Origin of the sequence: Polaromonas sp. YR568 (assembly GCF_943369675.1) — a bacterium.
Taxonomy (GTDB): domain Bacteria; phylum Pseudomonadota; class Gammaproteobacteria; order Burkholderiales; family Burkholderiaceae_C; genus Polaromonas.
The window spans coordinates 18,588-32,809 of the sequence record NZ_CALROB020000017.1; the positions used below are offsets into that span (position 1 = coordinate 18,588).

Sequence of the window (14,222 nt, forward strand, 5' to 3'; positions counted from 1 at the left end):
GGTTACAGCTTGCCGAATCCGCCGCCGCCCGGCGTGTGAATTTCAAACACGTCGCCCGGCTGCATATCGGCCTGCCCGATATGGCCCAAGGCCTCGATCTGTCCATCAACCCGCACCACGACGTTCTGCCCGACCTGCCCCGGCTCGCCGCCGGCCATGCCGAAGGCGCCGTGCTTGCGGCCGTTGGACAAAATGCTGGCCGTCATGGCTTCGAGGAAGCGCACGCGGCGCACGCCTCCGTTGCCGCCGTGCCAGCGGCCCGCGCCGCCAGAATTCTCGCGGATCTCATAACTCTCCAGCCGCACCGGGAAGCGGAACTCCAGCACCTCGGGGTCGGTCAGCCGTGAATTGGTCATGTGGGTCTGGACCACGCTGGTGCCGTCAAAGCCCGACACCAGCTGGCCGGCTTCGTCGAGCTTGCCGCCCGCGCCCGAGCCGCCCGAAATCGTTTCGTAGTACTGGTGGCGCGCATTGCCGAAGGTGAAATTGTTCATGGTGCACTGGCTGGCGGCCATCACGCCCAGCGCGCCGTACAGCGCGTTGGTGATGCAGGTGGAGGTCTCGACGTTGCCCGCGACCACTGAAGCCGGTGGGTTCGGATTGAGCATGGAGCCCGCCGGGATGATGACCTTGAGCGGCTTCAGGCAGCCCGCGTTCAGCGGGATGTCGTCGTCCACCAGCGTGCGGAAGACGTACAGCACCGCCGCCATGCACACCGCCGTCGGCGCGTTGAAGTTGTTGCTCTGCTGCGCCGAGGTGCCGCTGAAGTCGATCTCGGCGCTGCGGCCCTTGGCATTGACGCGAATCGCCACCTTGATCTGCGCGCCGTTGTCCAGCGGCAGTGTGAATTCGCCGTCCTTGAGGCGCGTGATCACACGGCGCACCGATTCCTCGGCGTTGTCCTGCACGTGGCGCATATAGGCCAGCACCACTTCGAGGCTGAAGCTGTCGACCATCTTGCGCAGCTCCTGCACGCCTTTTTCATTGGCGGCGATCTGCGCCTTCAGGTCGGCCATGTTTTGCTGCGGGTTGCGGCTGGGGTATTTGCCGCTTTTCAGCAACGCGATCATTTCCGCTTCGCGCAGCACGCCGCGCTCGACGAGCTTGACGTTGTTGATCTGCACGCCCTCTTCCTCGATCAGCGTCGAGAACGGCGGCATGGAGCCCGGCGTGATGCCTCCTATGTCCGCATGGTGGCCGCGCGATCCCACATAAAACGTCGGCTGCGTGGCGGTGCCCAGGTAGACCGGCGTGATGACCGTGATGTCGGGCAAATGTGTGCCGCCGTGGTAGGGGTCGTTCAGCACATAGACGTCGCCCGGCTGCATGCTGCCGGCGTTCTCGCGGATCACCGTCTTGATGCTCTCGCCCATGGAGCCCAGGTGCACCGGCATGTGCGGCGCGTTGGCGATCAGGTTGCCTTCGGTGTCGAAGAGCGCGCAACTGAAGTCCAGCCGCTCCTTGATGTTGACCGAGTAGGCGGTGTTCTGCAGCTGCAGGCCCATCTGCTCGGCGATGTTCATGAAGAGGTTGTTGAAGACCTCCAGCAGCACCGGGTCCACCGTGGTGCCGGCCGCGAAGGTCACGGCGCGCTCGGCCCGGCGGTCCAGCACCAGGTGGTCCAGCGCCGTCAGCGCCGCTTCCCAGCCGGGTTCGACCACCGTGGTGGCATTTTTCTCGGCAATGATGGCCGGGCCCGAGATGATGTCGCCGGGCCGCAAATCCTCTCGCACCACCAGGGCCGCATCGTGCCACTGGCCGCCCGAATACATGCGCACGGTTTCCCGGCGCGGCACTTCGCGCGGCTCGTGCGTGGCATGGCGCGGCTCGGCGGGCGCATCGCCCGCGACCACGGCCTCGACCGACACCGCCTCCACCACCAGGCCTTTGCCCTGCATCAAAAAGGCGAAGCGCTGGCGGTAGGCGGCCTCAAAGCCGGCCTCGATCTGGTCCAGCGTGCCGAAGGGAACAATCAGCGCGGAGTCGCTGCCCTCATAGCGCACGTGCACGCGCCTGTGGGTGGTGATGCTTCCGGTGCTGACCTGCTGGCGCTGCAGCTCAGCCCCTGCATGCGCGGCGAGGTCCTCGAGCTTGCCGGCAATCTCGGGCAAGGCGGCGGCGGAGAGCTTCAACTCCACCGCCTGCTCGCGGATCACGTTCTGGTCGGCCAGGCCCATGCCGTAGGCGCTCAGCACACCCGCCAGCGGGTGCACAAACACTTTGGTCATGCCCAGCGCGTCGGCCACCAGGCAGGCATGCTGCCCGCCCGCGCCGCCGAAACACTGCAGCGTGTAGCGCGTCACGTCGTAGCCGCGCGCGACCGAAATCTTCTTGATGGCGTTGGCCATCTGCTGCACCGCGATGTTGATGAAACCTTCGGCCACCACCTCGGCGCTGCGGCCGGTCCGGCCGGCCAGTTCCTTGAACTGGGTTTCGACCGCCTCGTAGCTCAGCGGCTCGTCGGCATTGGGGCCGAACACCTTGGGAAAGTAACGCGGCTGGACCTTGCCGACCATCACGTTGGCATCCGTCACCGCCAGGCGCCCACCGCGCCGGTAGCTGGCCGGGCCGGGGTTGGCGCCCGCGCTCTGCGGGCCCACGCGAAAACGGTCACCGTCGAACTTCAGCTGCGAACCACCGCCCGCCGCCACGGTGTGGATGCTCATCATGGGCGCGCGCATGCGCACGCCGGCCACCTGCGTCTCGAACTCGCGCTCGAACTCACCGGCGTAATGCGACACGTCGGTCGAGGTGCCACCCATGTCGAAACCTATGACCTTGGCGTGGCCGGCAATCGCCGCCGTGCGGGCCATGCCCACAATGCCGCCGGCCGGGCCGCTCAGGATGGCGTCCTTGCCCTGGAACACATGCGCGTCCGTCAGGCCGCCCGAGGACTGCATGAAGAACAGGCGCACGCCCGGCATCTCGGCGGCGACCTGCTCCACATAGCGGCGCAGGATGGGCGAGAGATAGGCGTCGACCACCGTGGTGTCGCCGCGGCTCACGAACTTCATCATCGGGCTGGTTTCATGCGAGGTGCTGATTTGCGTGAAACCCACCTCGGCCGCGATGCGCTTGGCGGCCTTTTCGTGCTCGGTAAAACGGTAGCCGTGCATGAACACGATGGCCAGGCTGCGCAGGCCCTTTTCGTAGTGGGCCAGCAGTTCTTTTTTCAGCAGGGCTTCGTCCAGCGCCTGCAGCACCTCGCCCTGCGCGCCCACGCGCTCCTGGGCTTCGACCACGGCGCTGTAGAGCAGCTCAGGCAGCACGATGTGGCGGTCGAACAGCCGGGGGCGGTTCTGGTAGGCGATGCGCAGGGCATCGCGAAAGCCGCGCGTGGTCACCAGCAGCGTGGGCTCGCCCTTGCGCTCGAGCAGCGCGTTGGTGGCGACCGTGGTGCCCATCTTCACGCAGTCGACCACGTCGGCGCGTATCGGCTCGCCGGGCTTGAGGCCCAGCAGGTGGCGTATGCCGGCCACGGCCGCGTCGCGGTATTGCTCGGGGTTTTCCGACAGCAGCTTGTGCGTGAGCAGCGAGCCGTCGGGCTTTTTCGCCACGATGTCGGTGAATGTGCCGCCGCGGTCTATCCAGAACTGCCATCGTTTTTCGGTCATTGCCTTGCCATTCCTTAATTAGAGTGAAGCCGCGGCGCGCGCGGCCTGGTCATACATTCCCGAGAGCACGCGCAGCAAGCGTGCCAGTTCGCCGATGTCGCGGTTCAGGCCCTCATCGGCATTCATCGCATTGATCAGGCAGGACTCGCGGATCTCGCGGTAGCGCTGCACATAAGCCCGGCCGGATTCGGTCGAGGCGTAGGTGACTTCCTTGCCGTTCTTGCTGGAGCCGACGACACCCAGGTTCTGCAGCTTCTTGAGGGAATAGTTGATCAGGTGCGTGTCTTCCACATTCATGATGAAGCAGATGTCGGCCAGCCGCTTGTCCCTGGCGCGGTGCGTGACGTGGTGCAGCACCAGCACGTCCAGCGGCGTCAGGTCTTTCAGGCCCGCCGCACTCATGCAGTGCGCGATCCAGCGGTGAAAGGCGTTGCCGGCCACGATCAGGCCGAACTCGAATTCGCTCATCTCCGAACTCTGCGGCGACACCAGATGGGCCGACGACACAATGGGCGAGCGGTCCGCCGGAGGGGAGCGTTCGGCTTTTTCAGCTTTTTCGGCCTTCACAGGCTTATCCAGCGGTTTTGCGGACACGGTTCGCCTCCAGTTGGCATTGTTGTTGCATGCAGCAGATTGTAGGCAGATGAATAACGTTTTATCAACAAAATGTTGACATTTAGGGAAAACACCAATCATCATTGCCCACCCGCGGCTTACAGTCCATCCACTTTCCGCTTTCTGAAAACAACCCCTGGAGTTCCCATGAAGCTTCGTCCTTTCGCCCTCACCGCACTTGCCGCGTCGGCCTTGCTGGCTGCCGGCGCCTCGTTCGCCCAAACCAAGTGGGACCTCCCCGCCGCCTACCCGGCCAGCAATTTCCACACTGAAACGCTCACGCAGTTCGCGGCCGACGTCGACAAGGCCAGCGGCGGCAAGCTCAAGATCACGGTGCATGCCAACGCCTCGCTGTTCAAGGCCAACGAAATCAAGCGCGCGGTGCAAGGCGGCCAGGCCCAGATCGGCGAAGTGCTGCTGGTCAACTTTGAAAACGAAAACCCGATTTACGGCGCGGACGGCCTGCCCTTTGTGGCCTCCAGCTATGCATCGGCCCACAAGCTGGCCGAAGCGCAAAAGCCGGCGCTTGAAAAGCTGTTGGGCACGCAAGGCATGAAGCTGCTCTATACCGTGGCTTGGCCCCCACAGGGCATTTACGTCAACAAGGAAATCACCGCCGTCGCCGACATGAAGGGCCTGAAGTGGCGCGCCTACAGCCCGGCCACCAGCAAAATCGCCGAACTGGTCGGCGCGCAACCCGTGACGGTGCAGGCGGCGGAACTGAGCCAGGCCATGGCGACGGGCGTCGTCAATAGCTACATGAGCTCGGGATCGACCGGTTACGACACCAAGACCTACGAGAGCATCAAGTACTGGTACGACGTGCAGGCCTGGTTGCCCAAGAATGCCGTCATCGTCAACAAAAAAGCCTTTGACGCGCTGGACGCGCCCACCCAGGCCGCAGTCCTGAAGGCCGCCGCCGACGCTGAAATCCGCGGCTGGAAAGTCAGCGAGGAAAAAAACGAGTTCTACAAAAAAGCGCTGGCTGAAAAAGGCATGAAGATCATGACGCCCTCTCCCAAGCTGGTGGCGGACCTGCGCCAGGTGGGCGGCATCATGAAGGCCGACTGGATCAAGCGCGCCGGCCCCGAGGGTGAAGCCCTGCTGTCGGCCTTCGACAAATCCAACGCGGCGAAGAAGTAAACATGCGCCGCATGCTCGATGCGCTGTACGACGGCGCGGCATGGCTGGGGGCGCTGTTCATGGTCGGCACGCTGGTGTCGGTGCTGGCCGGCGTGCTGGACCGCCAGTTCGCCTGGTCCCTGCGCGGCACCGACATGTATGCCGGCTACTGCATGGCGGCCAGCGGCTTCCTGGCGCTGGCCCACACCCTCAAGAAGGGCGAACACATTCGCGTCACGCTGATCCTCAATGGACTGAAAGGCACTGCCCGGCGCGCGCTGGAAATCTGGGCCCTGGCCGCAGCCGCCGCGCTTTCCATGCTGTTCGCCTGGTACAGCGTCATGCTGTCGGTCAACTCCTATGCCTACCACGACATCTCCACCGGCAACGACGCCACGCCTCTGTGGATTCCGCAGATCACCATGGGTGTGGGCGCGGTCATCCTGATGATCGCGTTCATCGACGAGCTGGTGCTGGAAATCAGGGGCGAGCGCGCCCAGGCCGGCAGCGATGAAGCATTGCATCACGAATAAATAACAACAAAGAATTTTCATGTCCGATCTCGCCATTACCTCGCTGCTGATCCTTTCGCTTTTCCTGATCCTGGGCTCCGGCGTCTGGATCGGCCTCACGCTGTCGGGCGTGGCCTGGATAGGCATGCAGCTGTTCTCTTCACGCGCCGCCGGCGACGCCATGGCGGTGACCATCTGGGGGTCTTCGTCGAGCTGGACGCTCACGGCCCTGCCCCTTTTTGTCTGGATGGGGGAAATCCTGTTCCGCACCAAGCTCAGCGAAAGCATGTTCAAGGGCCTCGCGCCCTGGGTCAGCCGCTTGCCTGGCGGCCTGCTGCACACCAACGTCATCGGCTGCACCATTTTTGCCGCGGTATCGGGCTCTTCGGCCGCGACCTGTGCCACCATCGGCAAGATGACGCTGCCGGAACTGGCAAAACGCGGTTACCCGGAAGACATCACCATAGGCTCCCTCGCGGGCGCCGGCACACTGGGCCTTCTGATCCCGCCGTCGATCATCATGATCGTCTACGGCGTCAGCGCCGACGTGTCGATTGCCCGGCTGTTCATAGCCGGTGTTTTTCCCGGCCTGCTGCTGGCCTCCCTGTTCTCGGGCTACCTGATCGTCTGGGCGCTGCTGAACAAGGGCAAGATCCCGCCGCCCGATGCCGCGATGACTTTTGGCGAAAAAATCCACGAGTCGCGCCACCTCATCCCGGTCGTACTGCTGATCGGTGCCGTGCTGGGCTCCATCTACACCGGCGTGGCCACCGCGACCGAAGCCGCGGCCATAGGCGTCGTCGGTTCACTCGTGCTGGCCGTCGTGCAGCGGTCCATGAGCTGGAGCACTTTCAAGGAATCCCTGCTGGGCGCGACGCGGCTGTACTGCATGATCGCGCTCATTCTGGCCGGCGCCGCCTTCCTGACGCTGAGCATGGGCTACATCGGGCTGCCCCGCCACCTGGCTGAATTCGTCTCCAGCCTGGGGCTGAGCCCCTTCATGCTCATCGTCGTGCTGAGCATCTTCTACATCGTGCTGGGCTGCTTTCTCGACGGCATCTCGATGGTGGTGCTGACCATGGGCGTCATCCTGCCCACGGTGCAGGCCGCCGGGCTGGACCTGATCTGGTTCGGCATCTTCGTCGTCATCGTGGTGGAGATGGCGCAGATCACGCCGCCCGTGGGCTTCAACCTGTTTGTGCTCCAGGGCATGACCAAAAAAGAAATCACCTACATCGCGCGGGTGACCCTGCCGTTTTTCTTCCTGATGTGCGGCATGGTGTTGCTGCTCTGGTTTTTCCCGCAGATTGCCACCTGGCTGCCGGGCAAGATGTAGGGGCCGGCCACGGCCCACTCATCTCCACGGGCCAAGCAAGCTTTCGTCGTCCGTCAGCGCCCAGGTCTTCAGGCCTGTGGCCGCTTCCACGGCCTGCCGGTAGGGCGGCATGTTGGTGCACTCCAGCACTACGGCCTGCAACAAAGGCTCACGCTGCTTGAGCGCCATCGCCGCCTCCACCACATCCCGGCCGGCCCGTTCGAGGTCCATGGCGTCGCGATTGCCCAGGATGGCCGTCGCGAATTCTCCGGCGGGCGCCACACCCTGGACCACCACGTCCGCAAGGCGATTTACCGGAACGCCCGCCGCCAGCAAATGTTCAGCGCCCAGCGCGGCCGCGCTGATGGTCAGCACCCCAACCGTGGGCTGGCGCGCCAGCAGCCCCGGCAACTGCAGCAGGCTGGAGGTGACCACCGGCACACGCGCCGCAGCTTGCAACTCATCCTGCAGCAGCACCAGGAAGCCGCAGCTCGTGGTGATGGCCCGCGCACCTTCGGCCTCCAGCACCTGCACCGCATGCACAAAGGCGGGCGCCACACCCGCGGCGCGCAGGCCGGCAGCGGTCTGCACAATCGTGCCGGGCCAGGCGCCCTGCACCACGCGCCGGCGCACCGGCACGCCAAAAGCATCCGGGTGGCCCACGTCGCCTGGCGGGCGGGGAAAGCGCGTGTCGAGCATCACGACGCCCAGGAAGCCCGGGGCCTCGCCGTAGGCGGGTGCAGCGGTTAAAGTCATGGCTGCATTGTCCCGCCAAACTCAACGCCCCTCCTTCCACACACGCCATGTTCACCGTCATTGCCATCTCCATAGGCGCCTCGCTGGGCGCGCTGGCCCGCTGGGGCCTGAGCCTGTGGCTCACGCCAGGCGGCGTTATCCCCTGGGGAACGCTGGCGGCCAACCTGATAGGCGGCTATTTGATCGGCGTCTGCATCGCGGGCTTCCAGGCCATGCCCCACCTGGACCCGGTCTGGCGCCTGGCGCTTGTGACCGGCTTCCTGGGCGGGCTGACCACGTTTTCCTCGTTCTCGGCCGAGGTGGTGATCTTCCTGATGGACGCGCGCTACGGCCTGGCGGCAGCCACGGCCACGGCGCACGTGCTGGGTTCATTGCTGATGACGGTGGCCGGCCTGAAGTCCGCCATGTTCCTGATCGCCGCCAACGCGCGCTGACCCGGGTTCACGGCGCATCCGGGCAAAAACCCCAGCTACCGCAAGCCGCCGGAATTGGCCACAATGGGCCATGGCTTCCATGACTCCCTTTCATTCAGCACCGTCAGGCGGCGGCCAGGACCGGCTGGCGCGCATAGGACACGCCCGCCAGGCAGTGCTGTACGGCGAAACCCAGCCCACGGATGCCGCCCCCCTGGAAAGCTGGATAGAACGCTCCTGGCTGCGTTGCCTGGCCAACGGCCAGCGCCCTGAGCAATCACCCTCTTTCGACATGGTGCCGGCCGCGGCGATGCGGCGCCACCAGGACGCCAACCACCAGCTGCTTCAGGCCGCCAAACCCGCGCTGGAACGGCTGGGGCGCGCGATTGCCGACACCCGCTACTTCGCCATCCTGACCAACCAGGCCGGCGTCGTGGTCGACGTGAACGGGGCCATAGACCGCAGCGACAGCCGCGCCGACGTGATCACGCGCATAGGCACCGACCTCTCGGAATCGCGCATAGGCACCAGCGCCATAGGCGCGGCGCTGACCGAACTGCAGCCGGTCTGGCTGCACCGGGGCGAACACTTTTTTAACGCGACCTCGGTCTACAGCTGCGCCGGCGCGCCGCTGTTCGGCCCCGACGGGCACTGCGCCGGCATGCTGGACCTGACCGGCATCGAAGCCGCCGAACGGCCCGAGCTCAAGCACCTGGTCACCCAGTCCGCGCGCAGCATCGAAAACGCGCTCACGCTGGGCCGGCCCCATGCCCTTTTGATCCGGCTCAACTGGCCGGGCCGGGTGCTGGGCGACGACACCGACGGCCTGGTCTGCGTGGACGCCGACGGCTGCATCACCGGAGCCAACCCGGCGGCGCGCCAAATGCTCCCGCGCCTGGGCACCACCGCCGGCGATGCGCCGCATTGCAGCGAGCTGTTCGCCATGCCCTTTGAAATGCTGTTTGACGCGGCGCAGCGCCGCAGCCCCGCGAACGGCGGCGTGCTGGAAACCCCGCTGTGGTCCGGCCTGCGCCTGCATGCGATGCCGGTGATGCCAGGCCGGGATGCCGCGCCCGCGTCCTTGCCGCTGCCGCCCTCGGGCGACTCCGGCCGGCCGCTCAAGGAGCTGGAAACCGCGCTGATCCGCAAGGCCGTCAGCGACGCGCGCGGCAACGTGTTGCAGGCCGCCAGGGCCCTGGGCGTGAGCCGGGCCACGGTGTACCGGCGGCTGGGGCCGGGCAAGCGCGGCTAAGGCTTGGTCGCGCCCTGGTGCTGGTGTTCAGCCGTGCCGCCGGCCGCACCCGGCGCCGCGGTTGCCACCGGCAGTTTCAGCTCCAGCTTGCTTTCCACACCTTTGGCATCCTTGAACAGCAGGGTCACGGGAACGGTGCTGTCCTTGGCCAGCGGCGCTTTCAGGTCCATCAGCATGACGTGGTAACCGCCCGGCTTGAGTTCTACCTTTTTGCCGGCGGGCAAATCAAGTGCCGGCACGGCGCGCATTTTCATGACGTCGCCTTCCATCTTCATTTCATGCACCTCGGCCACGCCCGCTACCGGTGACGACACGCCGACCAGCCGGGTGGCGTCCTTGGCGGTGAGGCTCATGAAGGCCCCCGTGCCCTTTTGCCCCTGCACGGTGGCGCGCGCCCAGGCGCCGTCGACCTGGACGGCGGCGGCCTGCGCCAGGGCGGCCATGCTGCCCAGCAGCAACGAGAAGGCCAGTGCGGCCTTTGAAAATTTTGCGGATGTCATGTCGAAGTGCTCCTTGAAGCGATGAATGGGATTTAACAGCGGTAAGCAGCCGGCGCGCTCAGTGATTGTGCTCACCGCCACCGTCCGTCGGCATCAGTTCCAGCGCGGCGGCGGGGTTTTTCAGCTCAGAGAGTTTCTGGCCCGGCTTGGGCACTTCCGCCCAGTCGACCTTGCCGCCTTCGCAAACCTGCAGGACCGGCCAGTACAACATGCCGGCTTTCGCGGGCAGTTTGGCTTGCAGCACAAACTCGTCATACCAGTCGTCCTGCAAATAGTCGGCCGGGGTTTTGGCCGTCCAGCTGATGCGCGCCACCTCTTCGGTGATGGTTTTTCCGTGGTCCTGACGCGGCTGGGCCAGTTTTTCGCGCGTGACTTCCAGCGTCCAGCCGGCTTTGGGCATGGGCTTGGCGCCCTGCACGCCGGCCGGAATCGTCACCACGATCTGCTTGACGGGCGAGCTGCCGCAACCGTGCCCGACCTTGAAGGTGCCCTTGTAATAACTGCCGGCATTGGCCACCTGGTATTCCAGCGTGACGTGGGCTGCGGCAGGCAGCGAGGCCGCAAGGAACAGGGCGCCTGCCAGGCAGGGGCGCGCGCAGGCGGCGATGGTTTTAAAAGCGTTGGGGTGTTTCATGGTTCGTCCTTGGTGGCGATAAAAATTAAAAGCGGAAAGCGGCGGCGTCAAAGGCTGAAATTGAGTTCAGCCATGAAGGTGCGCTGCGGATAGGGGTGGAAGTTCCAGTACTGGTAGTTGTTCAGGTTGTCGATGCCGACCGCCGCGCTCCACTGCTTGTTGACCTGGTAACGCACGCGCACGTCGGTGGTGAAGTACTTGCTGGTGCCCTGGTAGGCAAAACCGTTCACGTCGCTGTTGTCCAGGCTGGAGAACTGCGTGCCGCTGTAGCGCGCGCCCACGGTGGCCGTCCAGGCCGCGTCGAAGCGGTAGCTGGCCAGGGCCGTCGCGCGCCATACCGGCACGCGCGGCTGGTATTTGCCCAGTGTGTCGCCGGCCACCGCCACAAAGCCTTTGTTGTCCTTGATGCGTGAATCAGCGTAGGTCACGCTGCCGCTCAGGTCCAGCCCTTTTTTGAGCACGTCGTTGCCGCTGAAAGCCACTTCCACGCCCTGTGTCTTGATGCGCCCGACGTTTTGCACGCGGCTGATGTTGGCGTTGGCCACCGGGTCGAAGGTGGTCTGTGAATACAGCGAGTCGCGCACGTTCTCGGTGAAGAAGGTCAGGCGCAGCAAGGCATTGCCCAGGTCTTTTTCCGCCGTCAGCTCCGTCGTCCAGGATTTCTCGGGCCGCAAATTCGGGTCGTTGATGTACTGCGAATTGACGGTGGCCGTTGCGCCGTAGAGTTCACCCACCGTCGGGAAACGCACGGCGCGCCCGGCGGAAGCTTTCAGCGTGGTGTCGGCCGACCACTGGTAAGACAGCGCCGCCTTGGGCGAGATCGCGTTGTCACTGCGCGCCGCATAACCGGTGTTGGCCGGGTTGCCCGCGCCAAAGCTGGTGAAGCCGCTGGAAGCCGTCCAGTTTTCCAGGCGCGCGCCCAGCACGGTCTTCCACCGGGGCGCAAAGGCCCAGGCATCCTGCGCGTAGACGCTGCGCAGCCGCGTCTTGCCGCCCACGTCGCTGGCGGCGCTGCCCGGCCCGCTATTGAGCCAGTTGGCAGTATTGGATTTGAGGATACGCAGCGTGTAGCTGTCCTGCTGGAAGCCGAAGTCCACGATGTGTGCGCCCTTGATGCCGTCGGGCCGCCAGATACCCTTGAAGGCCAGCGTGTTCCAGCCGGTGCCGTCCTGGTCTTGCAGCGTGCCGGCGCCGCCATTCAGCGCGCCCGGTTGCACGCTGGTGGCGGCGCGCACCTGGTCCTTCTGGTAGTCGTACAAGCTGGCCGCGACTTCCCAGTCCCAGGTGCCCTGTGTGTTCGACTTGACGGACAGGCCGTGCATGACATGCACCAGCGCTTCGTTGCTGACGCCAAAATCGCTCGCCGCCAGCGTGTAGCCGCGCCCGTCGATGCTGACATTGCCGCTGTACACCGGCGCGCCCGCCGCATTGCGCAAATAACTCTGCGAACGGTTTTCAGCATCGTTCTTCCAGTAGCCCAGCGTGTAGCTGGCGCGCACGGTGGAGGAAAAATCGTAGGCCACTTTGAGCTTGAGATGCTCCTGCCGCGTCTCATACTGCGTGGCGCCGCCCAGCAGCAGCCAGGGGACATTGCGTGTGTTCAGGCCGGGCACCGCGCCGCTCACCACCGTGGCGCCCGGCGCGGGCGCAGCGGTGCTCAGCGTGCGTGTGGCAAAGGTCAGCGGCTGGCCGGCGCTTTCGGTGCGGTTGGCGTTGATGAACCACGACCAGTCGCCGTTGCGGCTGCCCAGCGAGGCGCTGGCCTGGCTGCCGCTGAAACTGCTGCTGGTGCCGTAGAGCTTGAAGTCCTGCGTGAAGCCGCTGAGCTTGGCGTGCGCCTCGAACTTCGCCGGCATGCGCGTGACGTAGTCCACCACCGCGCCCACCGAATTGCCCGGGTAAGCCGCCGAAAACGGGCCGTAAAGCACGTCGACCCGCTCGATCTCCTCGGGCGTGACCAGGCCCCAGCGCGGCGCGTAGTTGGTGCCGTTGGCAATCCCGTTGCCCAGGTAGTTGGACAGCAGGATGCCGTCGGCATAGACCGCCGAGCGCGCGCTGTTGCCGGTGCCAGAGGCCCGGCTGGACAGGATGGCGTGGTTGTAGTCGCCGATGTAGCGCTTGCGCACCAGCAGGCTGGGGAAATACTTGAGCGCGTCTTCGCTGTCGGTGGCGTTGATGGTTTGTTCGATTTGCTCGCGCGTGATGCCTTCAAGCGTCGTCGGGATTTGCGTGGGCAGGGAAGTCGGCTGGCCGCTGTTGACGGTGACGACGCCCAGCGACCTGGCCGGTGCGTCGGCAGGCGCCTGCGCGAATGCCGCCAAGGGGAATGCCAGCGCGGTGGCGCCGCGCCAGGCGAGCGCGCACGGTGTGCGGGAAAGGTTCATGAAAAACTCACACTCTGAAAATGAACGGACGCGCAAGCCGTCAGGCCCGCGCGCGGGAATGCCTCAGGCGAGGCGGTTCAGGTCAGAGTGCGGGAGGGCCGCGGCTAAAGGGCAGCCCGGGAACGGCGGCGCCGGCGGCTGCCGGGACATCCGCCACGGCAACAGCGGTGCCGGCAAAGCAAGGTGAAGCGGCCGCCGGCAAAGGCGGCAGCACCAGTCCCAGCGAGCCGCAGAGGTCGCAGCGCAGGCCGGTGGGTCCCGCATCGCCGTCGGCAGCATTACCGTCGGTATGGGAAGAAGCGACGTTGACGCTGCAGATGCCGCCCAGCTTGCCGGTTTGCACGTCCTGCGCCAGCATGGACACCGGCGCCCACAGCGCCGACAGCACAGCCAGGAAAGCCAGCCAGGCGGCAAGGCGTTCCCATACGGGCAGGGTCAGGCGGGAGGCGGGGTGGTGGGGCACGGGGCAATTATGGCAGGCCGGGTCTCGCTCCGGCTCAATCCACCGCCCGCTTAAGCCGAATCTCTTCAAGCTTCACACTCCCAAACGACACCGTCTTGAGCGAAGGCATCTCGCGCTTGAAACCCGCGGCCTGTTCATAAAACCGCAGTGCGCGTTCATTGCGCAACAACACCCACAGCGTGACCTGGGTGCAACCTTCTTCCTTCAGGCCTTCGCGTGCGCCGTCCCAGAGGGCCAGGCCCGCGCCTTTGCCCCAGTGTTCGGGCGACACGTAGAGCGCCCAGATTTCACCGACGGTGGATTTGGTACCGGCGTCGCGGGAACGGTCGAAGCCGACAAAACCCACAATCTGGTCGCCTTCGGTGGCCACCAGCAGTTGCGGCTCGCTGAATTCGATGGCCTCGCGCCAGTAGGCCTGGCGTTTTTCCACGGTGATCTTGCTGAGGTATTCCTCGGGCATGAGGTCTTTGTAGGCGGCCTGCCAGGTGGCGACATGGATTTCGGCAATGGCTTTGGCATCGCGGGACGTGGCGTGGCGGACGGAATAACTGGACATGAAAAATTCGCTTGTGAATCGGTACGGGAAATGTTCGGGGGGAGCAGAATTGTCGCGCAAATCGCGGCCTGCGCCTTTCATGGGCG

At 65.2% G+C, this 14,222-nt stretch carries 13 protein-coding genes; 5 read left to right on the forward strand and 8 right to left on the reverse strand.

Features of this window, described 5'->3' with window-relative positions; translation table 11 throughout:
• Nucleotides 1–2: 2 nt before the first annotated feature.
• Together ACLV8F_RS11110 and ACLV8F_RS11115 are read right to left on the reverse strand one after the other, a co-directional pair.
• Entirely contained in the window at nt 3–3,614 is a 3,612-nt protein-coding gene (locus ACLV8F_RS11110) for a hydantoinase B/oxoprolinase family protein (protein WP_411884282.1), read from the reverse strand.
• A gap of 18 nt (nt 3,615–3,632) precedes the next feature.
• On the reverse strand, nt 3,633–4,181 hold the full coding sequence (locus ACLV8F_RS11115; protein ID WP_411884352.1) for a winged helix DNA-binding protein: 549 nt from the start codon (nt 4,179–4,181) through the stop codon (nt 3,633–3,635).
• 195 nt (nt 4,182–4,376) lie between these two features.
• Between ACLV8F_RS11115 and ACLV8F_RS11120 the strand changes: the two genes are divergently transcribed.
• The 3 genes from ACLV8F_RS11120 to ACLV8F_RS11130 are packed head-to-tail and all read left to right on the forward strand — an operon-like array spanning nt 4,377 to nt 7,199.
• Nucleotides 4,377–5,372 carry a TRAP transporter substrate-binding protein gene (locus tag ACLV8F_RS11120; RefSeq protein ID WP_411884283.1) on the forward strand — a complete coding sequence of 332 codons (996 nt, stop codon included), beginning with the start codon at nt 4,377–4,379 and terminating at the stop codon, nt 5,370–5,372.
• A 2-nt stretch (nt 5,373–5,374) separates the two neighbouring features.
• Complete coding sequence (locus ACLV8F_RS11125) at nt 5,375–5,884, forward strand: TRAP transporter small permease (protein ID WP_411884284.1); 510 nt, start codon at nt 5,375–5,377, stop codon at nt 5,882–5,884.
• 19 nt (nt 5,885–5,903) lie between these two features.
• Nucleotides 5,904–7,199 (forward strand): TRAP transporter large permease, encoded by a 1,296-nt coding sequence (locus ACLV8F_RS11130; protein ID WP_411884285.1) that lies wholly within the window; start codon nt 5,904–5,906, stop codon nt 7,197–7,199.
• Nucleotides 7,200–7,217: 18 nt separating this feature from the next.
• Here ACLV8F_RS11130 and ACLV8F_RS11135 read toward each other — a convergent pair whose 3' ends face one another.
• Nucleotides 7,218–7,934 (reverse strand): aspartate/glutamate racemase family protein, encoded by a 717-nt coding sequence (locus tag ACLV8F_RS11135; protein ID WP_411884286.1) that lies wholly within the window; start codon nt 7,932–7,934, stop codon nt 7,218–7,220.
• 47 nt (nt 7,935–7,981) lie between these two features.
• Here ACLV8F_RS11135 and crcB point away from each other — a divergent pair, with 47 nt between their 5' ends.
• Both crcB and ACLV8F_RS11145 read left to right on the forward strand, forming a co-directional pair.
• The gene (gene crcB, locus ACLV8F_RS11140; protein ID WP_411884287.1) at nt 7,982–8,368 is read left to right on the forward strand and encodes a fluoride efflux transporter CrcB; all 387 of its coding nucleotides are present in this window, start codon (nt 7,982–7,984) and stop codon (nt 8,366–8,368) included.
• Nucleotides 8,369–8,438: 70 nt separating this feature from the next.
• Nucleotides 8,439–9,599, forward strand: a complete 1,161-nt coding sequence (locus tag ACLV8F_RS11145) for a helix-turn-helix domain-containing protein (protein WP_411884288.1) — start codon at nt 8,439–8,441, stop codon at nt 9,597–9,599.
• Here the strand turns inward: ACLV8F_RS11145 and ACLV8F_RS11150 are convergent.
• The 5 genes from ACLV8F_RS11150 to ACLV8F_RS11170 all read right to left on the reverse strand — a co-directional run bounded on the left by ACLV8F_RS11150 (nt 9,596) and on the right by ACLV8F_RS11170 (nt 14,136).
• Entirely contained in the window at nt 9,596–10,099 is a 504-nt protein-coding gene (locus tag ACLV8F_RS11150) for a copper chaperone PCu(A)C (RefSeq protein ID WP_411884289.1), read from the reverse strand. The two genes, ACLV8F_RS11145 and ACLV8F_RS11150, sit on opposite strands and share 4 nt — an antisense overlap.
• Before the next feature lie 58 nt (nt 10,100–10,157).
• A complete protein-coding gene (locus ACLV8F_RS11155; RefSeq protein ID WP_411884290.1) occupies nt 10,158–10,733 on the reverse strand; it encodes a YcnI family protein in 576 nt (191 codons plus the stop codon).
• Nucleotides 10,734–10,780: 47 nt separating this feature from the next.
• Nucleotides 10,781–13,117, reverse strand: coding sequence for a TonB-dependent receptor (locus ACLV8F_RS11160; protein WP_411884291.1), 2,337 nt, complete (start codon nt 13,115–13,117; stop codon nt 10,781–10,783).
• A gap of 82 nt (nt 13,118–13,199) precedes the next feature.
• Entirely contained in the window at nt 13,200–13,580 is a 381-nt protein-coding gene (locus tag ACLV8F_RS11165) for a DUF2946 family protein (RefSeq protein ID WP_411884292.1), read from the reverse strand.
• Nucleotides 13,581–13,614: 34 nt separating this feature from the next.
• Nucleotides 13,615–14,136, reverse strand: coding sequence for an N-acetyltransferase family protein (locus ACLV8F_RS11170; RefSeq protein ID WP_411884293.1), 522 nt, complete (start codon nt 14,134–14,136; stop codon nt 13,615–13,617).
• Nucleotides 14,137–14,222: the final 86 nt, after the last annotated feature.